The 24,572-nt window shown below is 59.9% G+C and carries 11 protein-coding genes and 1 pseudogene; 6 read left to right on the top strand and 6 right to left on the bottom strand.

What is annotated here, in order from left to right:
- The first annotated feature begins 321 nt into the window (after positions 1–321).
- Entirely contained in the window at positions 322–2,682 is a 2,361-nt protein-coding gene (locus BLU63_RS32465; protein WP_167362287.1) for a DNA polymerase II, read from the top strand.
- Here the strand turns inward: BLU63_RS32465 and BLU63_RS32460 are convergent.
- The 3 genes from BLU63_RS32460 to BLU63_RS32450 form a co-directional block, all read right to left on the bottom strand.
- Positions 2,647–3,117: a DUF1810 domain-containing protein gene (locus tag BLU63_RS32460; protein WP_083377216.1), complete on the bottom strand. Its 471-nt coding sequence runs from the start codon at positions 3,115–3,117 to the stop codon at positions 2,647–2,649. The genes BLU63_RS32465 and BLU63_RS32460 overlap by 36 nt on opposite strands.
- A gap of 30 nt (positions 3,118–3,147) precedes the next feature.
- A complete protein-coding gene (locus tag BLU63_RS32455) occupies positions 3,148–3,969 on the bottom strand; it encodes an aldo/keto reductase (protein ID WP_083377215.1) in 822 nt (273 codons plus the stop codon).
- 112 nt (positions 3,970–4,081) lie between these two features.
- Positions 4,082–5,230 (bottom strand): aldose epimerase family protein, encoded by a 1,149-nt coding sequence (locus BLU63_RS32450; RefSeq protein WP_010458621.1) that lies wholly within the window; start codon positions 5,228–5,230, stop codon positions 4,082–4,084.
- A 250-nt stretch (positions 5,231–5,480) separates the two neighbouring features.
- Between BLU63_RS32450 and BLU63_RS32445 the strand changes: the two genes are divergently transcribed.
- Both BLU63_RS32445 and BLU63_RS32440 read left to right on the top strand, forming a co-directional pair.
- On the top strand, positions 5,481–6,230 hold the full coding sequence (locus BLU63_RS32445; RefSeq protein ID WP_083377214.1) for a hypothetical protein: 750 nt from the start codon (positions 5,481–5,483) through the stop codon (positions 6,228–6,230).
- Positions 6,231–6,486: 256 nt separating this feature from the next.
- Complete coding sequence (locus tag BLU63_RS32440) at positions 6,487–7,272, top strand: sulfite exporter TauE/SafE family protein (RefSeq protein ID WP_010458623.1); 786 nt, start codon at positions 6,487–6,489, stop codon at positions 7,270–7,272.
- 181 nt (positions 7,273–7,453) lie between these two features.
- Here the strand turns inward: BLU63_RS32440 and BLU63_RS32435 are convergent, their stop codons facing one another.
- The 3 genes from BLU63_RS32435 to BLU63_RS32425 are packed head-to-tail and all read right to left on the bottom strand — an operon-like array spanning position 7,454 to position 11,867.
- On the bottom strand, positions 7,454–8,782 hold the full coding sequence (locus tag BLU63_RS32435; protein ID WP_083377213.1) for a TolC family outer membrane protein: 1,329 nt from the start codon (positions 8,780–8,782) through the stop codon (positions 7,454–7,456).
- 1 nt (position 8,783) lies between these two features.
- Positions 8,784–10,124, bottom strand: coding sequence for an HlyD family type I secretion periplasmic adaptor subunit (locus BLU63_RS32430; RefSeq protein ID WP_077750010.1), 1,341 nt, complete (start codon positions 10,122–10,124; stop codon positions 8,784–8,786).
- 6 nt (positions 10,125–10,130) lie between these two features.
- Complete coding sequence (locus BLU63_RS32425) at positions 10,131–11,867, bottom strand: type I secretion system permease/ATPase (protein ID WP_010458626.1); 1,737 nt, start codon at positions 11,865–11,867, stop codon at positions 10,131–10,133.
- A gap of 693 nt (positions 11,868–12,560) precedes the next feature.
- On the opposite strand from BLU63_RS32425, the gene BLU63_RS32415 reads away from it, so the two are divergent.
- From BLU63_RS32415 to BLU63_RS33935, 3 genes and pseudogenes are all read left to right on the top strand, one after another.
- The gene (locus BLU63_RS32415; protein ID WP_083377212.1) at positions 12,561–23,546 is read left to right on the top strand and encodes a peroxidase family protein; all 10,986 of its coding nucleotides are present in this window, start codon (positions 12,561–12,563) and stop codon (positions 23,544–23,546) included.
- 215 nt (positions 23,547–23,761) lie between these two features.
- Entirely contained in the window at positions 23,762–24,166 is a 405-nt protein-coding gene (locus BLU63_RS32960) for a hypothetical protein (protein WP_154504030.1), read from the top strand.
- 86 nt (positions 24,167–24,252) lie between these two features.
- Positions 24,253–24,412 (top strand): annotated as a pseudogene (locus BLU63_RS33935) (two-component sensor histidine kinase); the annotation flags it as partial.
- Positions 24,413–24,572 lie beyond the last annotated feature (160 nt).

Genomic DNA, 24,572 nt, shown 5'->3' with positions numbered 1-24,572 from the left:
GGTGTTGTCGTTGTTATTGAAGAATCGTAGACCCAGGCGCCGAGGGCAAGGCGGAAAGCGGCAGATAACGCGCAAAAAACGTCATTCGGCGGATTTTCTTCGATTAACCGGAAGTTTTTCGCTGATCCATGGGCTGAACTCAGCCCCCTGTGGGAGTGAGCCTGCTCGCGATAGCGCAGGGTCAGCCAATACAAGCGGCGACGGATGCACCGCCATCGCGAGCAGGCCCGCTCCCAAAGGGGTTGCATTCAGCTCAGAGAGGGCTATCCCCCGCGATGACGCGTAGAATTGCCGCTTGAATCAAATCTTGAGGTTGCAGTGGTGGATTTACAGCAGGGCTTCGTCCTGACCCGGCATTGGCGCGACACCCCGGCCGGTACGCAAGTCGAGTTCTGGCTGGCGACCGACGCCGGTCCCCAACGTATCCGTCTGCCACATCAACCGTCGGTGGCATTTATCCCGGCGGCCCGGCGCGAGCAAGCCGAGGCTGTTTTGCGCGGCGAAAAAAATGTCGAGCTCAAGCCATTGGCCCTTCAGGATTTCGAGCACCGCCCGGTGCTCGGCCTGTATTGCCAGCAACACGGTCAGTTGATGCGCCTGGAAACCGCGCTGCGCAAAGCCGGCGTCGAGATGTTCGAAGCCGACGTGCGCCCGCCGGAACGCTACATGATGGAGCGCTTTATCACCGCGCCGGTCCTTTTTGGTGGCACGCCAGGGACCGAAGGCCTGCTGCTCGACGCGCAGATGAAGCCCGCTCCCGACTACCGGCCCAACCTCAGGCTGGTGTCCCTGGACATCGAAACCACGGCTCAGGGCGAGTTGTATTCCATTGCCCTGGAAGGCTGCGGCGAGCGCCAGGTCTACATGCTTGGTCCGCCCAATGGCGATGACAGCGCGGTGGATTTCCAACTCGACTACTGCGACTCCCGAACCGTCCTGCTGAAAAAGCTCAACGAATGGTTCGCCCGCCATGACCCCGACGCGATCATTGGCTGGAACGTCGTGCAGTTCGACCTGCGCGTGCTGCACCAGCACGCCCGTCAGCTGGGTGTACCGCTGAAACTGGGGCGTGGCGGCGAAGAAATGCAATGGCGCGAGCACGGCAGCCGCAACCATTACTTCGCCTCCGCCGCCGGCCGGTTGATCATCGACGGCATCGAATCCCTGCGCTCGGCGACCTGGAGCTTCCCCTCGTTCAGCCTGGAAAACGTCGCGCAAACCCTGCTCGGCGAGGGCAAGGCGATCAGCACGCCGTACCAGCGCATGGACGAAATCAACCGCATGTTCGCCGAGGACAAGCCGGCACTCGCCACGTACAACCTCAAGGACTGCGAGCTGGTGACGCGGATTTTCGCCAAGACCGAGCTGCTGACCTTCCTCCTGGAACGGGCCAGCGTCACCGGTTTGCCGGCGGACCGCAGTGGCGGTTCGGTGGCGGCGTTCACCCACCTGTACATGCCGCTGATGCACCGACAGGGGTTTGTCGCGCCGAATCTGGGCAACAAGCCCGCGCAGGCCAGCCCCGGCGGTTTTGTCATGGACTCGCAGCCGGGCTTGTACGAGTCGGTGCTGGTGCTCGACTACAAAAGCCTCTATCCGTCGATTATCCGCACTTTCCTGATTGACCCGGTCGGGCTGATCGAAGGCTTGCAGCATCCCGAAGACAGCAACTCCGTGCCGGGTTTTCGCGGTGCGCGTTTTTCCAGGACCCGGCATTGCCTGCCGGCGATCGTCGCGCGGGTAGCCGAAGGCCGCGAGACCGCCAAGCGCGAGCACAACGCGCCGTTGTCGCAAGCGCTGAAGATCATCATGAACGCCTTCTATGGAGTGCTCGGTTCCAGTGGCTGCCGCTTCTTCGATACGCGTCTGGCGTCGTCCATCACCTTGCGCGGCCACGAGATCATGCTGCGCACCCGGCAGCTGATCGAAGCCCAGGGGCACACGGTGATTTACGGCGACACCGACTCGACCTTCGTCTGGCTGCGTCGCGCTCACGGTCAGGACGAGGCCGCGCAGATCGGCCGCGCGCTGGTGGACCACGTCAACCAGTGGTGGCGCGAGCATGTGCAACAGGAATACGGGCTGGAAAGCGCTCTGGAATTGCAGTTCGAGACCCACTACAAACGCTTTCTGATGCCGACGATTCGCGGCGCCGAGGAGGGCAGCAAGAAGCGTTACGCCGGGCTGGTCACCCGCGCCGATGGCACTGACGAAATGGTTTACAAGGGCCTGGAAACCGTGCGCACCGACTGGTCGCCGCTGGCCCGGCAATTCCAGCAGGAACTGTACTCACGGATTTTCCATCGCCAGCCCTATCAGGATTACGTGCGCGACTACGTGCGCAAGACCCTGGCCGGCGAGTTCGACGACCGCCTGATCTACCGCAAGCGCCTGCGCCGTACTCTGGATGACTATGAACGCAACGTGCCGCCCCACGTCCGTGCGGCGCGGATCGCCGATGACTACAACGACCAGCAGGGCCGCCCCCGGCAATACCAGAACGGCGGCTGGATCAGCTACGTGATCAGCGTCGCCGGGCCCGAACCGCTGGAGATTCGCAGCGCGCCCATCGACTACGACCATTACGTCACCCGGCAACTGCAACCGGTGGCGGATGCGATTCTGCCCTTCGTGGACGACGACTTTTCAACCTTGATTGGTGGGCAACTGGGCTTGTTTTGAGTCCAGCAGCTGCAGCGTCCAGTCATCCCGTATGCCGTGAAAGTATTGATCCAGTGCCTTATGGAACACGCTGCCCTTGGGGGCGATTTGGGCGAACAGGGTCATCGACGAGTGAAACTTGAGGTTGTCGGGGTGTCCGAAAATCTCGGCGATCGAGCGTTGTTTGATGTCCAGGACCAATTGAGTGCAGGTTCGCAGGCGAGCGCCCAGCGTTGGATGCGCAAGGTAGGCCACGGCTTCCTCGCGGGAGCGGATCGCGTAATGTCGAGACATCTGGCTACCGCCCAATCCGGCGAACTGCGGAAAAACGAACCACATCCAGTGCCGGCGCTTGCGGCCGGCTTTCAACTCTTCCCGGACCCACTCGAACACGGGGTCTTGTGCTTGCACAAAGCGTGGCAAATTGAAGTCGTCGAGCTGATCAGTGCTTCTCATGCAGAAGCCCTCTGACAGTACCGCGATGGCTTAGACCATGGCCAACCGGTGCTTGCGTTGTGGCGCGTGAAACGCGTGGTCCAGCGCCTTCAAGTCCTCGTCGTCGAGCCGCAGTTGTGCGGCCTGCGCATTCAGTTGCACATGTTCAGGAGCGACCGCTTTGGGGATGGCGATCACGCCTGTCTGTCGCAGAATCCATGCCAGTGCTATCTGAGCCGGCTTCGCGGCGTGACGGGCGGCAATCTGGCTGAGCGCCGGATGGGTCAGCATCGTTCCTCCCTGACCGATGGGACAGTATGCCATCAACGGCTGCTGATGCTGTTGACACCAGGGCAGAAGATCAAATTCGATGCCGCGCTCTTCCAGGTTGTACAGCACCTGGTTGGTAGCGCAGGCCGGTGAGTTCAATTCCTCCAGGTCGTCAACGTCGAAATTGGACACGCCCCAACGGCCGATTTTGCCGTCTTCTCGCAGGCGTTCGAAGGCTGCGACGGTTTCCTCGAGCGGATACTGGCCGCGCCAATGCAGCAGGTATAAATCGATGTAATCGGTGTTCAAGCGCCGCAGGCTGCGTTCGCAGGCCTGGGGGATGCCTTTGCGGCTGGCGTTGTGCGGGTAGACCTTGCTGACCAGGAAGACCTTGTCGCGCAGGCCTGTTATGGCTTCACCCACCACTTCCTCCGCGCCGCCTTCGGCATACATCTCGGCGGTGTCGATCAGGGTCATGCCCAGCTCGATGCCCAGGCGCAGCGCGGCGACTTCCTTGTTGTGTTGCGAGGGATCTTCGCCCATGCGCCAGGTGCCTTGACCGATGACCGGTACGTCGACGCCGGCCAGTTCGAGGGTCCGCATGAAAACCTCCTTTTTCGAATCGATAGATACTCTCCAGTTGGCAGCAGAATACCCCGGTGGTTCCGTGGACGTGTAGCAGCTGCTCGGCAGCTGCTTGATTGTGGGGGGATGTTTAGTGGGCCGAAAACTTCAGCACAGTGCTCTGGGTATAGGTCTTGCCCGGGTCAAGTCGGGTGGACGGGAAGTTCGGCTGGTTCGGTGAGTCCGGGTAGTGCTGGGTCTCAAGGGTAAACGCGCCCCAATGCGGATAAACCTTGCCGCCCTTGCCCTTGACCGTGCCATCGAGGAAGTTGCTGGTGTAGAACTGCACGCCGGGTTCGGTGGTGTAGAGCTGCAAGCGGCGCCCGGAGAGTGGGTCGCTGACATCGGCCGCCAGCTTGCCCACATCACCCTTGGCGTCCAGGGCCCAGTTGAAGTCAAAGCCGCCCTGTTTCGGCTCGGCGAATTTCAGTTGCGGGTGATCGGCCTTGATGTTTTTGCCGATGGCGGTGGGTTGTGTGAAGTCCATCGGCGTACCCGCGACCGGGGCCAGTTCGCCGGTCGGAATCAGTTTGGCGGTGACCGGCGTGTAATGGGTCGAATGCAGGGTGACGAGCTGTTTCAGAACATCCCCGTTGCCCGCGCCGGCGAGGTTGAAATAGCTGTGATTGGTCAGGTTCAGTACGGTCGGTTTATCAGTGCTGGCCTTGTAGTCGATGCGCAGTTCATTGTTCTCGGTGAGGCTGTAAGTGACCTCGGTCTTGAGGTTGCCGGGGAAGCCCATTTCGCCGTCCGCCGACAGATAGGTCAGGGTAACGCCCACAGAATCCTTGCCTTTGCTCGGCTGAGCTTTCCACACGTGCTTGTCAAACCCTTGCGGGCCGCCGTGCAGCGAGTTGGAGCCGTCGTTGAGCGGCACCTGATAGCGTTTGCCGTCCAGTTCGAACGCGCCGTTGGCCAGGCGATTGCCGAAACGCCCGATGGTCGCGCCAAAGTAAGCGGTGCCGCTCTGATAGCCCTGAACGTCGTCAAAACCCAGCACCACGTCGTCGAGCTTGCCGTTTTTGTCCGGCACCTTCAGCGACTGCAAAATGCCGCCGTAGGTAATGATCGTGGCTTGCAGGCCATGGCTGTTGCGCAAGACGTATTGCTCGACGGGTGTGCCGTCGTTGGTCTTGCCGAAGGCTTTGTGTTCGCTGGACAGACCAGCCGCTTGAGTGGGGAGGGTAGCGATCATCAGGGACAGTCCGAGGCCGGAGAGCAGGTGTCGGGAGTGCAGCATGGTTGACCTTCCTTTTTGTTGTTTTTGGCATGTAGTCATACTAATGATCGATTTTGATCGTCGATCAAGGAAGGATTTATAGCTGATATGTGAAGTGTTGCAATTAAAAGTATGACTAATTTGTCGGTGTTTGTTATGGAGGCCAGGGTTTACGGACCATCGGCACTGCACTTTTTCAGCTTTGGCGGCTCTATCCTTGGCCAGCCTGCGGCGATCCCCTCCGTCGGCCAATGCCCAAGTTCAAGCACCCATGGCTCGAGTTTTACCCTTCTTCGCTTCACTTCTACGGCGCCGATGCCTGCTGCTGGCCAGCCTGTCGATGCTCTTCGCCAGCGGTTGCAGCCAGCAACAGGGTAGCGACATCGTCAACCAGTTCCGCGAAGGCACGCCCCAGGAATTCCTCCAGACCAGCGTCGACCGCATGGCGACCCTGGCGATGCGCGACAACCTCGACAGCCTCTACTTGCTGATGAGCAAGCTCTACCTGCGTAACCCGGACGAGTTGAAAAAATCCGGCTTCCTCGACGCCCGCACCGCCGGTAAACAAGTGCGCCTGGCCATCGAACAACAGCAGCCGCTGCCGACCCTCGGTGGCAAGAAGGACCTCGCGGCGCTGAGCTACGCCATGAGTCCTGAGTTTCTCGGCGACCGGGTCGGCGCCTTCATCTACGCCATCGGCAGCATGCTGGTCACCGCTCACGGCAACCGTCTCGAGTTCTATATGACCGATGCTATCAACCCGACCTTCGTCAATAACGCCGCCCGCAACATCGAGAAAGCCACCTGGATCCTGAGCCAGCGGCAAAACAAAAACGGCGAGCCCTTGCTGTTCTCCAACGAAATTTCGGAGGAGGGCAGCAACCTGAGTTTTGCCGTGGAGTTCGGCAAAATCGTCGCGCGGCTGGATCTGCTGACGCAGATGCTGGACGAGCGTTATCGGCGGATCGGCCTGAACTACGCGCAGAGCTTGCTGTTTTTGAATTTCCTGCCCGTGCAGTAAATCAACCCCACCGCACTCACTGACACAGCAGATCCCTCTGTAGGAGCGAGCCTGCTCGCGATAGCGTTGGCACATTCAATATCACGTGAATGAAACATCGCCATCGCGAGCAGGCTCGCTCCCACAGGGGGGGTTGAGTAAATAGGAAAAGTAGTAAGTTGTGGAATAACGATAGTTCGCATCGATATAACTGGTTATAAGAAAAATCGCTATGCTGCGGTCCAGTTTTTCCATGCGTTTTATTGCGGGCGTGTTAATGGATTTCGTTAACTTCGGGTTGGTGGTGGCAGGGTTGGTCGTCGGCTTTATCGTCGGCATGACCGGGGTAGGCGGTGGGTCTTTGATGACCCCGATTCTGCTGTGGTTCGGTATCAATCCGGCCACGGCGGTGGGCACCGACTTGCTGTACGCGGCCATTACCAAATCCAGCGGTGTGCTGGTTCATCGCAAGAACAACAATATCGACTGGGCGATCACCGGTTGGCTGACCCTCGGCAGCGTGCCGGCAGTAGCGCTGACGTTGTGGTTCCTGAGCAGTTTGCAGACTTCTCCCGACGCGATGAATGCCGTTATCAAACAAGCCCTCGGCTTCGTTCTGTTTGCCACGGCCCTGGCGATTTTCTTCAAAAAACGCCTGCTCGACTTCGCCCACAAACGGGCTGGCGGCCATTACAACCCCAGCGGTTCGCGCCTGAATGTGTTGACGGTCATCACCGGTCTGGTCCTGGGCACCATGGTCGCGCTGACCTCGATCGGTGCCGGCGCCCTCGGCACCGTAGCGCTGTTCATCCTCTATCCGTTGTTGCCGACCCGACGCCTCGTCGGCACGGAAATCGCCCACGCCGTGCCGTTGACCCTGGTCGCCGGCCTGGGCCATGCCAGCATGGGCAACATGGATTGGCAGGTGCTGGGTTACTTGCTGGTGGGTTCGCTGCCGGGGATTTACCTGGGCAGCCACTTGACCGGTCGTATCTCCGACGAAGTGCTGCGTCCTTGCCTGGCCACGATGCTGGTGTTGATCGGCTACAAACTGGCGTTTTAGCGTGTACCCCAGATAAAAATGTAAATTGTCTAGTCTTGAAGCAGGGCTACGCCTGTTTCACCCGAACGCCCGATGCACCGCATCGGGCGTTTTGTATTTTAAGGACAGGTGTGGGCACTCTTGGTTGTCGATAAAGATCGCTGCCGCACCCTCTGCTCAAAAAGTGCTGCGCAGGTGAACGTCAGTTGGTGACCAACAGTTCCGGGCCGAGGTAGTCGTTGATGTGGTCAATATCGTCGTCGCCCAGACTGCCCACCGAAGAGGCCAGGCGCAGGCGCGACATCAAGTAGCGCAGCTTGGCCTCGAACAAATCGTGGCGCGCATCGAAGAGCAGCTCTTCGGCATTGAGAACGTCCGAGTTGGTGCTGGTGCCGCCTTCTTTGAAGCCTTTGCGTGTCGAAGTCAGTGAGCGTTCGTTGGACTCCACTGCTCTCTCCAGCGCGCGAATACGTTGGGCGCCGCTCTCTACGCCGCGATACTCACGGGTGGTACCGGAGATGACTTCCTGGCGCGTAGCGTCGAGTTCGTCCAGGGCCTTATAGCTATTGGCACTCGCCTGGCGCGTCAACGCGCTAGTGCCACCACCGTTGTACAACGGGAAGTTTGCCTCCAGCCCGATTGAGGCGTAGCGGTTGCGTTGATTCAGCTCGGAGATTGATTGGCTATCGCCCGCGGTGTAGCCGGCAACGAAATCAAGTGTCGGCCAGTGACCAGCCCTGGCGCGCTTCACTTCTTCTTCAGCGAGGTCGCTGCTATGACGGCGCGCATGGATCAGCGGGCTGTCAGTCTGAGCCTTGATTAACCAGTCCTGCAGGTTGCTCGGTAGCAGCGGTGGCGTATTGAAGGTCGGACGCAAGGTGGTAAGGGATTCGGGGGATTCTCCGATGTATTCCTCAAGCTTGCGGCGCGCGTTGACCAGGTTGTCCTGCGCTTCGATCAGCTCAACCGCGGCGAGGTCGCGGCGAGCGATCGACTCGTCGATGTCGGTGACGGTACCGGCCCCCAACTCCATGCGTCGTTTAGCCGAAGCGAGTTGCTCGTCAAAGGCGTTTAACTTGGCTTTGGCAAGGATGATGGTTTCGCTGGCCAGGAGCACGTCGAAATAGCTTTCGGCCAGGCGCACTGCGGCGTCCTGACTCTTGGCATCGAACACCGCGACGCTGTAGTCGGCACGCTGTTTACCCTGGCGGAACTCGGCCATTTTCTGTTTGTTGAACAGCGGCTGGCGCAAGCGCACGTTAGCGCCCTTGGAGTCGTAGTCGAGATCCCTTTCGATGCCGCTCTGGCGCTGGGTGCCATTGACCTTGTTGTCGTAGGCCGAGGCACTGATCTGCGGTAGCAGGCCGGCCTGGCCAATGGCGCGGTTTTCCAGGCCGGCCTCTTTTTCATGTACGGCGGCGCGATAGACGGGGCCTTGGTACTGCAACAGATCCCAGGCTTGCTTGAGGTCCATGGCGCCAACCGGGAAGGACAGCGCAAGCAGGCAAAAGATCAGGCAATGACGGTCCATTTCATTGTTCCTTGAACGAGCTGTCGACACGCTCGAGCATTGGTTTGAGAAGATAGCTCATCAAGTTGCGCTCGCCGGTCTTGATGGTGACGCTGGCGGGCATACCGGGACGAATGTGATTGCTGCCAAGCTGGCTCATGCCATCGGGAGTGACTTCTACCTGTGCCAGATAGAACGGTTGCTTGCTTTCCTCGTCGAGCAGGCGGTCGGCGGAGACTGTCTTCACACGGCCAGGGATGTTGGGCGTCTGGGCATGGTTGAAGGCCGGAAACGCAATGTCCACGGCCAGGCCGGGGACCATCTTGTCGATCGCCTGTACCGGAATCATCGCGTCAACCTGCAGCGGTTCATTGTCCGGAACGATTTCCATGATTTTGAAGCCGGGCTGAATGATCCCGCCGATGGTCGCAATGCTCAGTGAATGGACGATGCCATCAATCGGCGAGCGAATCACCGTGTGGGTCACTTCATAGTCCAGCGCACGCAAGCGGTCGGCCAGGGTGGTATTTTCCTTGGCGGTGTCGGTGAGCTGCGATTCGACTTCCTTCTGGTAATCGTGCTGGCGCTGAAGGATGCGCAGCTTGATTTCGGTGGTCTGGCTGCGTATGCGGGCGATGTTGTTGAGGTTTTCGGCCTGGCCGGCGGAGAGGTCGGAATTGCTGCGTTCCAGCTCAAGCAGGCGGTTGCGTGGCACATAGCCTTCGGCCGCCAGCACGCGGGTACCTTTTAGTTCCTGGTTGAGGAAGTCGATCTGCGAGGCGCGGGCGCCATAGACCTGCTGCAGGCCCTTGAGCTGCACCGCCGACGCCGCGAGGTTTTCCTGAAGGATGCTGATTTCGCCAGCGAGGCCGGCGCGTCGGGTATCCAGCAGGCGTTGTTGCAGATTCATGGCGGCCACCAGGCGGTGGTCATTCCCGAAGCGCTTGAGCAATTCGGGGTCGTAGTTCACCACGTCGCGACCGTCGCGTTCCGCTTCCAGACGGTTTTCCACCGTCTTGCTGACGATGTACTGGGCGCTGACCGCACCCTGTTCGGAGGCGGCGCGCAGCGAGTCGAGGCGGACCAGCTCCTGGCCTTTTTTCACTGCATCACCTTCGCGAACAAGAATGGCCTCCACAGTGCCGCCGGTCAGATGCTGCACGGCTTTACGATTGCTGGTGACTTTGACCGTGCCAGTCGCGACCACGCCGGCATCCAGTGGCGCCAGCCAGGACCACAGGAGGAAGCCGCCGAAGCCGGCGAGCATCAGCAACATGCCCCAGCGCACGGGTTTACCGACGTCCAGATCCACCACGTTCCTGGGATCGGCGAGAATCATCTCGGTGTGTTGGCTCATTTGCATGATCGGTCACTCCCGTGATTTGACGGAGGCCAGCGGAGTCGATGCGCCCGCAGGCATCACACTGGCCTTGCGCAGCGCTGCAAATACTTCGTCGCGAGTACCGAGCATCTGCACACCGCCGTCGCGCAGCATCAGCACCTTATCGACGGCGCAGAGCACATTGGGACGGTGGGAAATCAGAATGACGGTGGCGCCGCGGTTTTTCAGTTGAGCCAGCGCCTCGACCAAGCCCTTTTCACCGACGTCGTCGAGGTTGGCGTTCGGCTCGTCCAGCACAATCAGATTGGGTTCTCCATACAGCGCGCGAGCCAAGGCGATGCGTTGCTTCTGGCCTCCGGACAGCGGGCTGCCATCGGTGCCCAGACGGGTCTCATAACCCTGCGCCAAACGCAGGATCATCTCGTGCACTCCAGTCGTCCTGGCGGCGCGTATGACCGCATCGCTGTCCACTTCGCCAAAGCGCGCAATGTTGTCGGCGATGGTGCCCTCGAACAGCTCCACGTCCTGTGGCAGGTAACCGAGCCAGGGGCCAAGTTCGCCCTTGTTCCAGGTGAATATGTCCGCGCCGTCCAGGCGCACCTTGCCGGCCTGCGCCGGCCAAACGCCAACCAACAGACGAGCGAGGGTGGATTTGCCCGAGGCGGATGGACCGATAATGCCAAGGCTTTCGCCGGGGGAAAGGTTGAAGCTCACTCCGCGCAGAATCGTGTTGCTGGTGCCGGGCGCACCGGCATACACATTCTCCACCGCCAGCATGCCCAGCGGCCGCTGCAGCGACATGCTCGGTGGCCGGCGAGGATAGTCGTTCAGCATCTCGTTCAACCGGGCCCAGGCCGAACGGCAGCCAAGCAATTGCTTCCACGACGCGATGACTTGTTCAACCGGGGCCAGCGCGCGGCCGGTGAGGATCGAGCAAGCAATCATCATCCCCGGGGTGATCTTGCCTTCGATCGCCAGCAACGCGCCGGCGCCGAGGATCAGCGATTGCAAAGTGATGCGCACGAAGCGCCCGGTACTGCTGATCAGGGCAGCACGGTCGGAAGCCAGGGTCTGCATTTCCAGAATGTGCAAATGGCTTTGGTACCAGCGCTTGCCGATCGAAGGCAGCATGCCCATGGCCTCGATAACCTCGGCGTTGCGCAGGTTGTTGTTGGCGTAGCTGGCGGAGGTGAGGGCAGCCTGATTGGCTTCGGCCAGTGGCTTTTGCGTTGCCTTCTCGGTGAGATAAGCCAGGCCCACCAGAATCAGCGAGCCGATCAGCGTGACCAGTCCGAGCAGCGGGTGGATCAAATAGGCGACCAGCAGGTAGATGGGGGTCCAAGGCGCATCAAAGAATGCGAACAGACCATTGCCGGTGAGAAATTGACGCACCTGTGCGAGATCTTGCAGGGCCTGGGCCGGATTACCTCCGGCGCGGCTCAGGTTGCGCTCGAATGCTGCGGTGAAAATGCGTCGATTGAGGTCCATGTCGAGGCAGTTGCCGACTCGGATCAGCACGCGGGTGCGGAACATTTCCAGCGTGGCCATTAGCAAGAACAGGCCTATCACCAGGAAGGTCAGCATCGTCAATGTTGTGACGTTACGACTGACCAAGGCCCGATCGTAGACCTGCAGCATATAAATAGCTGGCGTCAACATCATGACGTTGATGACGCCGCTGAATCCGGCCAACGAGTAAAAACTGCGGCGAAGTCGAAAGAGCGCGTCGGCCAGTTCGGATCGGGTACTTGAGAGCTTGTGCATTTGATAGACCCTCACCGAAAAGCCGGGTGTGCTTGCGGCAAAAAGCAGCAAGGAAAATGTGTGAAAAACCATAGATGTAGTTGCGAATGCTTCTCGCGGACACAAGCCATAGCGTTCCTGGAAAAGTTCCGTAAATTTTTATGTTCACATGCAGCAGCGTAGGTGGCGTTTGTCTCTCTAGCGATACAGTTTGAAATAACATTTCGCTCTAGTAGTTCGTATGAATATTTATATATCGTTTAATAACAGTGAGTTGGCATGTCCAATGACGATGATATTTTTTTACGTCGTAATATTGACAGCGCATTGCTATAGAACTTTAGTCATGTTCAAGGGCGCCCGTCTGAATCTTGCCATCGCTTCGAAAGTGCAGGGCACGGTGGTCCTGAAGGAGCACGGCATGTCGATCATTTTGTTCTGTTGCACCGTGACGGAGCTGTTCAGGAAGTTCGCTTCGACTTCCCGATTCCATGGCCCACCAGTGGCTCGGAATCGCTCTGCCTAAACGCTCAGCGAGCAATTTCATCCAGCGAATTCCAGGCGCGCATTCACCGGCGCAGGGGACGGCTTTGCCTGCCCCACGCCTGCTCTCGCCAAACACTGAACCAACGAACTGCGCAAGCCAGCACGTGACTTGGCGCGGGAGGATTTATTCGTCCCGAGCCTTTCCCATATAGATCGAGGGCAATCGAAATGGCCAATTTCAACAAGTCGGACCTGGAGTTCATTCTCAAGCAAATCTTCATCGCAGAAGCGCATGCCGACGGCGCCAGCCTTAGTGATTTGCTACCCAACAGTCAGGTGCCATACGGCCTGCGAACCGTCGATGGCAGCTACAACAACCTGGTCGCCGGACAAAGCGAATTTGGCGCTGCGGACAATTCCTTCCTGCGCCTGCTTGACGCTTCGTATCGTGCGTCGTACGCCGGGACAGGGACTGTGGTCGATCCGCAGCCACGGATTATCAGTAACCTGATCAACGACCAGACCGCCAACAACCCGGCCGCTGTCGCTGCGAACGGTGGTGCTGACCCAGTGATCAGCCCCGGTCTGGACGGCGTGTTCGGCACGGCCGACGACAAGGAAGTATTCTTCATCCCCAACGAGTCGCCGGACGCCGGCCTGACCGCCGGCTTCAACTCGTGGATGACCTTCTTCGGCCAGTTCTTCGACCACGGCCTTGATCTGCTCAGCAAGAGCAGTACCGACGTTGTGTTTATTCCGCTGCAGCCGGACGATCCGTTGTTTGTGCCGGGCAGCCCGACCAACTTCATGGTGCTGCCACGTGCAGTGCGTACGGCCGGCGCGGACGGAATTGTCGGCACTTCCGATGATGGTCAGCCCAACACCACCTCACCGTTCGTAGACCAGAGCCAAACATACAGCTCGCACCCGTCGCACCAGGTGTTCCTGCGTGAGTACGTCCTCAACGCGGCCGGTGACCCTATTGCAACGGGGCGCTTGATTACCAACCGCGATCTCGGCGCTGATGGCAAATTCGGCACGGCCGATGATGGCGACGGCGAAAGCGGCGGCATGGCGACCTGGGCAGTGGTAAAAGCCCAGGCCCGTGACATTCTCGGCATCAACCTGACCGACCTCGATGTGCACAACGTGCCGTTGCTCGCGACTGATGCCTATGGCAGCTTCATCCGGGGGCCGAACGGTATGCCGCAGGTGGTGATGCGCACCAGTAACGGTACCGACGGTATTGCCGGGACGGCTGATGACGTCACGCAACTGGTCGAAGGCAACCGGGATGCGCCGATCAGTCTGGCCAACGCCGTAAGCACCGGACATGGTTTCCTCGACGACATCGCCCACAATGCCGCGCCGGTCGTCGTCGGTGGGGTTCTGCAAGCGGATGCCGACGCCGATGTCGGCAATGCGCAGCCCGTGGGTGCGGGCGGCAACAACCTGACCTATGACAACGAACTGCTCGACGCCCACTACATTGCCGGCGACGGCCGGGCGAACGAAAACATTGGCCTGACCGCCGTGCACCATGTGTTCCACTCCGAGCACAACCGCCTGGTCCAGCAATCCAAGCAAACCATCCTGGCCGCCGGCGATCTGGCGTTTCTCAATGAGTGGCTGGTGGACGACGTCGCCGCAATGCCTACGACACTCGCCGAAATATCAGCCTTGGTGTGGGACGGCGAACGCCTGTTCCAGGCCGCCAAGTTCGGCACCGAGATGCAGTACCAGCACCTCGTCTTCGAAGAGTTCGCGCGGACCATTCAGCCGCAGGTTGACGCATTCCTTGCCCCCAACGGGTATGACACCTCGATCAACCCGGCCATCCTCGCCGAGTTCGCCCATGTGGTGTATCGCTTCGGTCACTCGATGTTGACCGAGACCGTCGATCGTTTCGACCCCGAATTTAATCCGCTGCTCACTGACCCGAACAACCCGGATTCGCAAATGGGTCTGATCGCGGCCTTCCTCAATCCGCTGGCGTTCGCCGGCAGCGGGGCCACTGCGGACGAAGCGGCAGGGGCGATCATTCGCGGTGTGACCCGCCAGCTCGGCAACGAGATCGACGAGTTCGTCACCGAAGCGTTGCGCAACAATCTGCTCGGTCTGCCCCTCGATTTGCCGGCCTTGAATCTGGCGCGTGGTCGCGACACGGGTATCCCGACCTTGAATGAGGCGCGGCGTGAGTTCTACTCATCAACCGGCGACAGCCAACTCAAGCCGTACATCAGTTGGGCAGACTTCGCGGACAACCTCAAACACCCCGAGTCGTTGGTCAACTTCATCGCAGCCTATGGCACGCATGAAACGATTACGGCGGCGACCACGCTGGCAGACAAACGCGCTGCAGCCCTGGCGCTGGTATTCGGTGGCGATGATGCGCCGGCTGACCGCCTGGACTTCCTCAACAGTACCGGCGCCTATGGCAACGTAACGCTGGCCGGCAAGGATGGGCTGCTGGGTACTGCCGACGACGTGACGGGTGTAACGATCACGGGCGTCGACGATATCGACTTCTGGGTCGGTGGCCTCGCCGAGCAGAAGATGCCGTTCGGCGGTATGCTCGGTTCGTCGTTCAACTTCGTGTTTGAGACCCAGATGGAGGCGTTGCAGGACGGCGACCGCTTCTACTATCTGTCACGTACCGCGGGCCTGAACTTCGGCACCGAGTTGGAAAACAACTCCTTTGCCAAGCTGATCATGCTCAACACCGATGTCACACACCTGTCGAACACCGTGTTCCTGACGCCTACTTACACCCTGGAAGTGAATCAGGCCAATCAGTTCACTGGCCTTGGCGCGGGCAGCGCCGATCCAACTGGCGGCCTCATGATCAACGGTGTGGAAATCGTGCCGCTGGTGATCCGCGATAACCCCGACACCGTGGGGGCGGACAGTAATTATCTGCAATATACCGGCGAAGACCATGTCGTCCTGGGTGGCACCGCTGGCAATGACATCATCGTCTCCGGTGAGGGCGATGACACCCTTTACGGCGACGGTGGCAACGACCGCCTCGAAGGCGGCGCCGGCAACGATGCGGTACTGGGCGGCGCGGGCGATGACATCATCACCGACTCGTTCGGTGACAACCGTCTGGAAGGTAATGCCGGTAACGATGTGATCGTCGCCGGTAGCATGCTGGTTGGCGGCAACCTGATCCTGGGGGGCGATGGCCAGGACTTCATCATCACCACCGAAGACATCAGCACCACCTTCGGCGGTCAGGGTGACGATTTCATCCACGGGGCCAAGACCAACCTGCCAGCTACGGGCAACGAAGGTGATGACTGGATCGAGAGCGGTACCCAGGACGGTGCGCCAGGCGATAACGCCTCGCCGTTGCTCAATGACGACGTGATCGGCAACGATATCTTTGTCGGTGGTGGTGGCTTCGACGAAATGATCGGCGAGGGTGGCGATGACATCTTCGTCGGCAGCGATGCCCAGGACAATATGGACGGCATGTCCGGTTTCGACTGGGTGACCTACAAAAATGACAGGGTCGGTGTGACCGTTGACCTGACCATGGCCACGCTGGCGCAACCACACGGCAACGCGCCAAACCAGAACAACGGGCCGTTCAATCCGGTCGGTGCCTCACCGACCTCGATCCTCGACCGTTTTGCCGAGGTCGAAGGCTTGTCCGGTTCGCAATTTGGCGATGTGCTCAAGGGCGATAATGTTGATGCGGTCACGATTGCCGACCACGGCGGGACCACGGGCAGTGCGCTGACCAATGTGGCGTTGATTCGCGGACTGGAGCAATTCCTGGCCGATGCCGGCTTGCCGACCACTGGTTTTGCCACGGGCAATATCATCCTCGGTGGCAATGGCAGTGACCTGATCGAGGGGCGTGGTGGCGATGACCTGATCGATGGCGACAAATGGATCAACGTCAGAATTGCGGTGTATGGCCCCAACGACGTCAACCATACCGGCCCTGAAATCGCCACCTTCGACAGCATGGTCGATATGATTCCGTTCATGATCGACGGCACCTATAACCCAGGTCAGCTCAAGGCCGTGCGAGAAATCCTGCCCGGCACTTCGACAGGCGGGGCGGCTTTCGACACTGCCGTTTTCTCCGGCCTTCAGTCTGAGTATGTGGTGACGCGTGACACCCGAGGCACGGCCAATGTGGCGGACGATGTCTGGACAGTGACCGATACCGAAGCGGGTCGCGACGGCACCGATACCTTGCTGCATATCGAACGCCTGCAGTTCGCCGATACCCAGCAAGTGCTGGTGCCGGATCTGAACGCACAACCGTTGGGCAGACCGACCGTCGCGGATGGAAACGGCGGCGCGATCACAGTGGGCGACACATTGACGGTGAGCATGGCCGGAGTGCGCGATTCCGACAACATCACGGTGGGTAACCCGCAGGGTTTCGTCAACAATGCCTCGGTGTCCTACTATTGGCAGTTCGAAGCCGACCCCGGCACCGGCGTGTTCGAAGACATCATCCAGCTGCCAGCGGGTGACCTGGCGTTCCAAAGTGCCGACGGCACCACGTTCAAGGTCTCGCCGGATCTTGCCGGGCTGGCACTGCGGGTCAAAGCGATCTACCAGGATGGTCACGGCACGACTGAAGTGGTGTTCTCGCAACCGACTGATGTGGTGGCTCCCGGCGAGCCGGTTGTGCCGACGGCGCAGACACCGGTAGTCAATGCCACTGCGGGGGGCGAGGGCCTTAACATGGTCCGCTCCGACCTCAACTTCATCCTTGATCAGATCAAGATTGCCGAGGCTGATGCGGCCGGTCAGGACATACTCTCGCTGATCCCGAATATCCGCGCGCCGTTGGGCCTGCGTGCGGTCGACGGCTCGAACAACAACCTGATGAACCTCAACGGCATCAACAACACCGAGTTTGGTGCCGCGGATAACACCTTCCCGCGCTTGACCGATCCGGTCTTCAATCCGGCGGAAGGTGCTCCTGCCGGCTTCTTCGGCCCCGGCTCGCCGGCCATTCCGGGATCGTCGTATCAGCAGAACAGCGGCTTTGTGTTTGACTCGCAGCCGCGCACAATCAGTAATCTGATCGTCGACCAGACGTCGAACAACCCGGCGGCCTATGCCACTGCTTACGACCCGGGTGCGGACGGTGTGCTCAACTTCGGCGCAGAGGGGAACGACGACGTGCTCAAGGATGGCACTCGAATAGTCGCCAGCCCCGGCATGGATGGTCAGTTCGGTACTGCCGACGACCATGATGTGTACCTGTTCGAGAACACCGCGTCGGACGCAGGGTTGTCCGCGCCGTTCAACGCCTGGATGACCTTCTTCGGGCAGTTCTTCGATCACGGTCTGGACCTGGTGACCAAAGGCGGTTCGGGCACGATCTTCATCCCGCTGCAACCGGATGATCCGCTGTATGTGCCCGGTGGCAACACCAACTTCATGGTGCTGACCCGCGCGACCAACCTGCCCGGGGCGGATGGCGTTCTCGGCACGGCCGACGACATCCATGAGCACACCAACACCACGTCGCCATTCGTGGATCAAAACCAGACCTACAGCTCGCACCCATCACACCAGGTTTTCCTGCGCGGTTATGAGCTGACCGACAACGGCCCCATCGCGACCGGCAGATTGATCACTAACCGTGACCTGGGGGCGGATGGCAAGTTTGGTACCGCAGACGACACCGAAATCGGTGGTATGGCGACCTGGAAAGTGGTCAAGGCGCAGGCCAACGACATTCTGGGTATCCGCCTTACCGACGCCGACGTCGACAACTCCCCGCTGTTGGCGACCGACGCTTATGGCAATTTCATCAAGGGGCCGAACGGCTTCCCGATGGTCGTGATGAAGGGCGCTGACGGTCTTGGTGGCACGGCTGATGACGTCCTTGTCGAAGGCAATCCGCTTGACCCCATTAGCCTGACCAACGCTGTGCGTACCGGTCACCAGTTCCTCGCCGACATTGCCCACAATGCAGCGCCGGTGTTCAGCGGTGGCGTGCTCGTGCCTGACGCGGATTCGGATACTGGCAACGCAGTGCCGTTCAATCCGCAGACCGGGGCCAACCTGGCCTACGACAACGAGTTGCTCGATGCGCATTACATCGCTGGCGACGGCCGGGTCAACGAGAACATCGGCCTGACCGCGGTGCATGCAATCTTCCACTCCGAGCATAATCGGCTGGTCGCGCAGACCAAGGACACCGTGCTTGATTCGGGTGACGTAGCCTTCCTCAACGAGTGGCTGCTCACTCCGGTGAGCGCTTTGCCCGCCAACCAGGCTGAGATCGATGCGCTTGTGTGGAATGGCGAGCGCTTGTTCCAGGCTGCCAAGTTCGGCACCGAGATGCAGTATCAGCACCTGGTGTTCGAGGAGTTTGCGCGGACCATCCAGCCCAACGTTGACCTGTTCTTTGCACCGACCCAGGTCTATGACGTTGACCTCGATGCCTCGATCGTCGCCGAGTTCGCCCATACCGTGTACCGGTTTGGCCACTCGATGCTGACCGAGACCGTCGATCGCTTCGACGTCGACTTCAACGTGATCGGCGATCCGAACAGCGCTGATCCTGATCAGCAACTCGGCCTGATCGCGGCGTTCCTCAACCCGTTGGCGTATGCCGCCAGTGGCGTGACGCCCGAAGATGCGACCAGTGCGATCGTGCGTGGGATGACTCGGCAAGCCGGTAACGAAATCGACGAGTTCGTCACCGAGGCGCTGCGCAACAACCTGCTCGGCCTGCCGCTCGACCTGCCAGCGATCAACATTGCCCGTGGCCGCGACGTGGGGATTCCTTCGCTCAATGCGGTCCGCCGCGACATCTACAGCCAAACCGGTGATACCCAACTCAAGCCTTACATCAGCTGGGTCGACCTGGTGCAGCACCTCAAGCATCCAGAGTCGTTGATCAACTTCATCGCAGCCTATGGCACGCATAGCACGATCACGGAGGCGACCACACTGGAAGCCAAACGCGCTGCAGCCATGGCGCTGGTATTTGGTGGTGATGATGCGCCGGCTGACCGCTTGGACTTCCTCAACGGAACCGGTACCTGGGCCAACGTCACGCTGGCCGGCAAAGATGGGGTGATGGGAACTGCCGACGATCTGAAGGGAGTGACGATCACGGGCGTAGATGCCATCGATCTCTGGATCGGCGGCCTGGCCGAAGAGAAAACCCCGTTCGGCGGCATGCTCGGCTCGACCTTCAACTTCGTGTTCGAGAACCAGCTGGAAAAACTGCAGGACGGCGACCGCTTCTACTATCTGGAGCGTACGGCTGGCCTGTCGATGAATGCCGAACTGGAAAGCAATTCGTTCGCCAAGCTGATCATGGCCAACACCTCGGCTACGCACTTGCCGGGCCTGGTGTTCTCGGACCCTGGTTTCTATCTGGAAAGGGACCAGAGCAAGCAGTACAACGATGGCCTGGGCAACGCTGATCCGCTTGGCGAGAACGGCGAGCAGGTCGTGTTCCGCGACAACCCGCTGACCGCAGGACCGGACACCAACTACATCAAGTACACGGGTGATCAGCACATCGTGCTGGGCGGCACCAACAATGCCGACATCCTCATCGCCAGTGAAGGCGATGACACGGTCTGGGGTGACGGCGGCAACGATGTCATCGAAGGCGGTGACGGCAACGACCAACTGCGCGGTGGCGCCGGCGACGACATCATCACTGACCGCGGCGGCGACGATAACATCCAGGGGGGCGACGGCAACGACGTGCTGCACGGTGGCAATGGCGTCAACCTGATCATCGGCGGGTTCGGCAATGACTTCATCGTGACCGGCGAGGACGCCTCCGAGGCTATTGGTGGCCACGGCAACGACTTCATTCTGGGCAGCAAAGCCAACGAACAGGACATGGGTAACGAAGGCGACGACTGGATCGAGAAGGGCACGTCGGACGGTGCACCTGGCGACAACTTCGACCCGCTCGGCAACGACCCGATAATCGGCCACGATGTGTTCATCGGCGCTAGCGAAAACGACAAGTTCAACGGCGAGGGCGGCGACGACATCATGGTCGGCAGTCTCGGCCTGGGTGACCGCTATATCGGTGGCTCCGGCTATGACTGGGCAACCTTCAAGGGGCTCGCCCAGGGCGTGACCATCGACTTCACCGATCGCTTTTTCGATGTTCCGCCGGTGCCGGGTTCGGGGGCTTCGGCGCTGGTGCGGTTCGACATCATGGAAGGTTTGTCGGGTTCATCACACGGGGACTACCTGCGCGGTGATAACGAAGATGCCACAACACTGCCCGGCGCCGGAGCAACTGGCAGTGTGCTGACCAACATCAACCTGATCGACGGCCTGGTTGATCTTCTGCCCGCCGGAGCAACGTTCTTCGACGGCGGCAACATCATCCTCGGCGGCAGCGGCAGCGACCTGATCGAAGGTCGCGGTGGTGACGACATCATCGATGGTGACAAGTGGCTGAACGTGCGTATAAGCGTGCGGGAAAATGTCGATGGTACTGGCGAGGAAATCGCCACGTTCGACAGCATGGAGCCGCTGGTGCCGTTTATGTTGAACGGTACTTACAACCCGGGCCAGTTGGTCATCGTGCGGGAGATTCTGACCGGCAATGACAGCTACGACACTGCATTGTTCTCCGGTAATTTGGGGGAATACGGCATCGAGATCGATGGCGACACTGTCATCGTGACCGACTCGGTGGCGGGGCGTGATGGCGTCGATCGCCTGACAGGCATCGAGCGTCTGCAGTTCGCTGACGTGGCGCAATCGTCCGGAGTGGGCACCGCTCAAAACAACGACCCATCGGGTCACCTGGCAATCCTCGATGCTGCAACCGGTGTGCGTGACGAAACGCCTGTTGCCGGCCAGTTGCTGCGAGTCAGTGATCGGGCGGTACACGACGCGGACAACCAAAACGGGACCAACCCGACGGGTGCGGTGACTGGCGGGGTGGCTTACTACTGGCAGGTCGAAACCATTGCCGGCACGGGCGTTTATGATGACATCACCTCCCTCGCTGCGGGCGAGGCAACGCGGGCGATCGGCACCACCTACCGGGTGACGGACGATGTGGCAGGTCTGAACATCCGCGTCCGGGCGGTGTACCAGGATGCCAAGGGCACGCTGGAGATCGTCGATTCGTCCGGGAACAGCACACCGACCGAAGGGCCGACCGTTACCGGGCTTGCCGTGCAGAACCAGCTGTTGACCGCTGACCCGTCGAGCATCATCGACCTCGATGGCCTGAGCAATCCGCAGTTCACCTATCAGTGGCAGGCGAACGACGGGCTTGGCTTCGTCAACATCGCCGGCGCTACCGGTAGCACGTTCGCGCTTGGCCAGGCTCAGGTCGATCAGGAAGTGCGCGTGGTCATCGGTTACGTAGATGCTTTCGGTGTGGCCGAAAGCGTTTCGTCCAACATCCTGGGGCCGGTGGAAAACGTCAACGATGCACCGACTGCAGGGCCAACCTTAACCGGGCTTGCCGTGCAGAACCAGGTGTTGACCGCTGACCCGGCGAGCATCATCGACGTCGATGGCTTGAGCAATCCGCAGTTCACCTACCAATGGCAGGCGAACAACGGGTCTGGCTTCGTCAACATCAACGGCGCTACCGGTAGCACGTTCGCGCTTGGCCAGGCTCAGGTCGGACAAGCAGTGCGCGTGGTCATCGGTTACGTGGATGATTTCGGTGCGGCCGAAAGCGTTTCATCCAACACCCTGGGGCCGGTGGCCAACGCCAATGATGCACCGACAGGCGCATTGCTGATCAGCGATACGACACCGAATCAAGGGCAGGTGCTGACCGCGCTGACGGGCGAGATTGTCGATGCGGATGGGCTGGGCGCCTTCAGCTTCCAGTGGCAGCAAGGTGTCGGTGTGTCCTTCACTGATATCAACGGTGCGACTGCTGCGACCTTCACCCCGGGTGCGGCGCAAGGCAATCTGCAACTGCGAGTGATCGTGCGCTACACCGATGGCTTCGGCACGCTGGAGTCGGTGACCTCTGCGGCGACGGCGGCAGTAACGGTACTGAGTGGCGTGGTCCTGCAGGGCAATGCGTTTGCGAACACCCTCACCGGCACTGCGGGTAACGATGTGCTGATTGGCCTGGGCGGGAGCGATACGCTGAATGGCCTGGCCGGTATCGACCAGTTGTTTGGCGGCACGGGCAACGACATCCTCAACGGCGGAGACGACAACGACGTCCTCAATGGCGAGGACGGCACCGACACCCTCAACGGTGGGCTCGGCGCGGATACCATGAACGGCGGTGCCGGCAACGACACGTTTGTGGTCGACAACGTCGGTGACCTTGTCACCGAGGCGCTGGGTGGTGGTACCGATCTGGTGCGAACCAGTCTGACGAGCTACCAGCTCGGTGCCAACGTCGAGAACCTGACCTATACGGGAACCGCAAACTTCACCGGTACCGGTAACGCGCTAGCCAACATCATCACCGGCGGGGTGGGTAGCGACCTCCTCAATGGCGGTGCAGGTGCTGACCGGTTGGTGGGGGGCGCCGGCAACGATACCTATGTCGTCGACGCAGCCTTGGACGTGTTGGTCGAGGTGTTAGGTGGCGGTACGGACACCGTGCAGACCTCGCTGGCCAGCTACACGCTTGGCGCTAATGTCGAGAATCTGACCTACACCGGAGTCGGCAACTTCGTCGGCAACGGCAACGGGTTGAACAACGTCATCACCGCCGGAGCGGGTAATGACACCCTCAATGGTAACGACGGCAACGACCAACTGTTCGGTGGCATTGGCACCGATACCCTGAACGGCGGCAATGGCGATGACAGCCTCGACGGCGGTGATGGGGCGGATGTCTTGAATGGTGGATCAGGCAACGACACGCTGCTCGGTGGTGACGCTAACGACATATTGTTGGGTGGAACCGGCATTGACTTTATCGATGGCGGAATTGGCAACGATACGGTCACTGGCGGTGCCGGTAACGACATGATGGTTGCCAGCAGTGGCAACGATATCTTCATGTTCGCAGCGGGCTTCGGGGCCGATCAGATCATCGGCTTCGATGCCGACGCGGTGGGAGGCCAGGACCGGCTCGATATTTCCGCGTTCGGCGTCACTGCTGCGACCTTTGCCGGCATCGTTATCATCACCGATATCGGTGCGGATACCTTGATCAGCTCCGCAGGGCCTGAATCCATCCGCCTGGTCGGTGTGGCCGATGCAACAACCGTCACTGCCGCAGACTTCATTCTGGCCACTTGAGGTTCTGATCAGCAATGTCGCAGGGAGCGTGGACATCGGAGGGGAGGGCAATGGATGCCCTCCGTTTTTTTAAAACTCTGGCCGTTTGTTCGGCCGAAAATGCGTGAACCACTCTGCCACGCCGGTATGTCGGTTCGTGGGAAACGCTCGATCAACATTTGACCAGGGAATGGAAATAGGGGAGCCCGACCTTGAACATTTCAACGACCTGCGCCATGAGCAGCCTGTTGGTTTCGCTCACCGCTTCTGCTACCGGGATCATTCCGGTCTTCGAGCTGGACTTCACCCGATCCGCAACAGAAACGCTGCAAAAAATGGGCATCAACGACGCTTGTATTATCGCCGCTTCACATCCCGCTGAATTTACCTACTGCCGAGAAGGATCTTCAACGCTCTGGAAGTATCAGGCGTTGGATCTAGAGCAACAGGCGGCGATCCAAATTGGCCAAACGCGGTCTTCGATGGATCATCAGCGAATTACTGTCGCGCAATTCAATAGCACTGCCTGCGAAGAAGATCACCTTGAGCCAGTGGTAAATCCGGCGATTAGTCTTGGGTTTGTCCTCGGCTTGTTCACCCTGTTTCTGTTGATCGGTTTTCGACGCGCCCGCCACCTGTAATCCAAACGTGATGAATGCTTCCCACGGACTCTTGACTGCTGAACAAGCTGATAAGACGCCGGGCTGTTCCTGTCGCAAAAATCCTGGAGCAACGCAGCCTGGCGTTCCGGCCTTTTTTCACCACCAGGCAAGGTGGCCTGGTGCAGGTCAAGCGGATGATGGAGCGGTGCGGCGGGGTGTTCAGTCGGGAAAGTCGCGAGGGCGACGGCACGGTGTGTCCGCCTGTTGTTCAAGCGAATTCCCTGAATATGGGGAAGAACTTTACCCAGTAGCGGGTGCCATGCCCCAGTCGCTTTCGGGCATGGCAAATTGATGTTGATAAGCCATTGTTCTGCTGGGTATTGATGCTTTGTATAGAACATTACGAATCTGGCGAACTCCTTGCACTCCTCCCATTACCCCCTTC

Origin of the sequence: Pseudomonas mandelii (assembly GCF_900106065.1) — a bacterium.
GTDB lineage: Bacteria > Pseudomonadota > Gammaproteobacteria > Pseudomonadales > Pseudomonadaceae > Aquipseudomonas > Aquipseudomonas mandelii.
This window is presented reverse-complemented; position numbering and strand designations above follow the sequence as displayed.

Coding starts and splice junctions, on each gene's coding strand:
- BLU63_RS32460 (WP_083377216.1), bottom strand. CDS start 3,117: ATGAGAAGCACTGATCAGCTCGACGACTTCAATTTGCCACGCTTTGTG.
- BLU63_RS32455 (WP_083377215.1), bottom strand. CDS start 3,969: ATGCGGACCCTCGAACTGGCCGGCGTCGACGTACCGGTCATCGGTCAA.
- BLU63_RS32450 (WP_010458621.1), bottom strand. CDS start 5,230: ATGCTGCACTCCCGACACCTGCTCTCCGGCCTCGGACTGTCCCTGATG.
- BLU63_RS32445 (WP_083377214.1), top strand. CDS start 5,481: ATGGCTCGAGTTTTACCCTTCTTCGCTTCACTTCTACGGCGCCGATGC.
- BLU63_RS32440 (WP_010458623.1), top strand. CDS start 6,487: ATGGATTTCGTTAACTTCGGGTTGGTGGTGGCAGGGTTGGTCGTCGGC.
- BLU63_RS32435 (WP_083377213.1), bottom strand. CDS start 8,782: ATGGACCGTCATTGCCTGATCTTTTGCCTGCTTGCGCTGTCCTTCCCG.
- BLU63_RS32430 (WP_077750010.1), bottom strand. CDS start 10,124: ATGCAAATGAGCCAACACACCGAGATGATTCTCGCCGATCCCAGGAAC.
- BLU63_RS32425 (WP_010458626.1), bottom strand. CDS start 11,867: ATGCACAAGCTCTCAAGTACCCGATCCGAACTGGCCGACGCGCTCTTT.
- BLU63_RS32415 (WP_083377212.1), top strand. CDS start 12,561: ATGGCCAATTTCAACAAGTCGGACCTGGAGTTCATTCTCAAGCAAATC.
- BLU63_RS32960 (WP_154504030.1), top strand. CDS start 23,762: ATGAGCAGCCTGTTGGTTTCGCTCACCGCTTCTGCTACCGGGATCATT.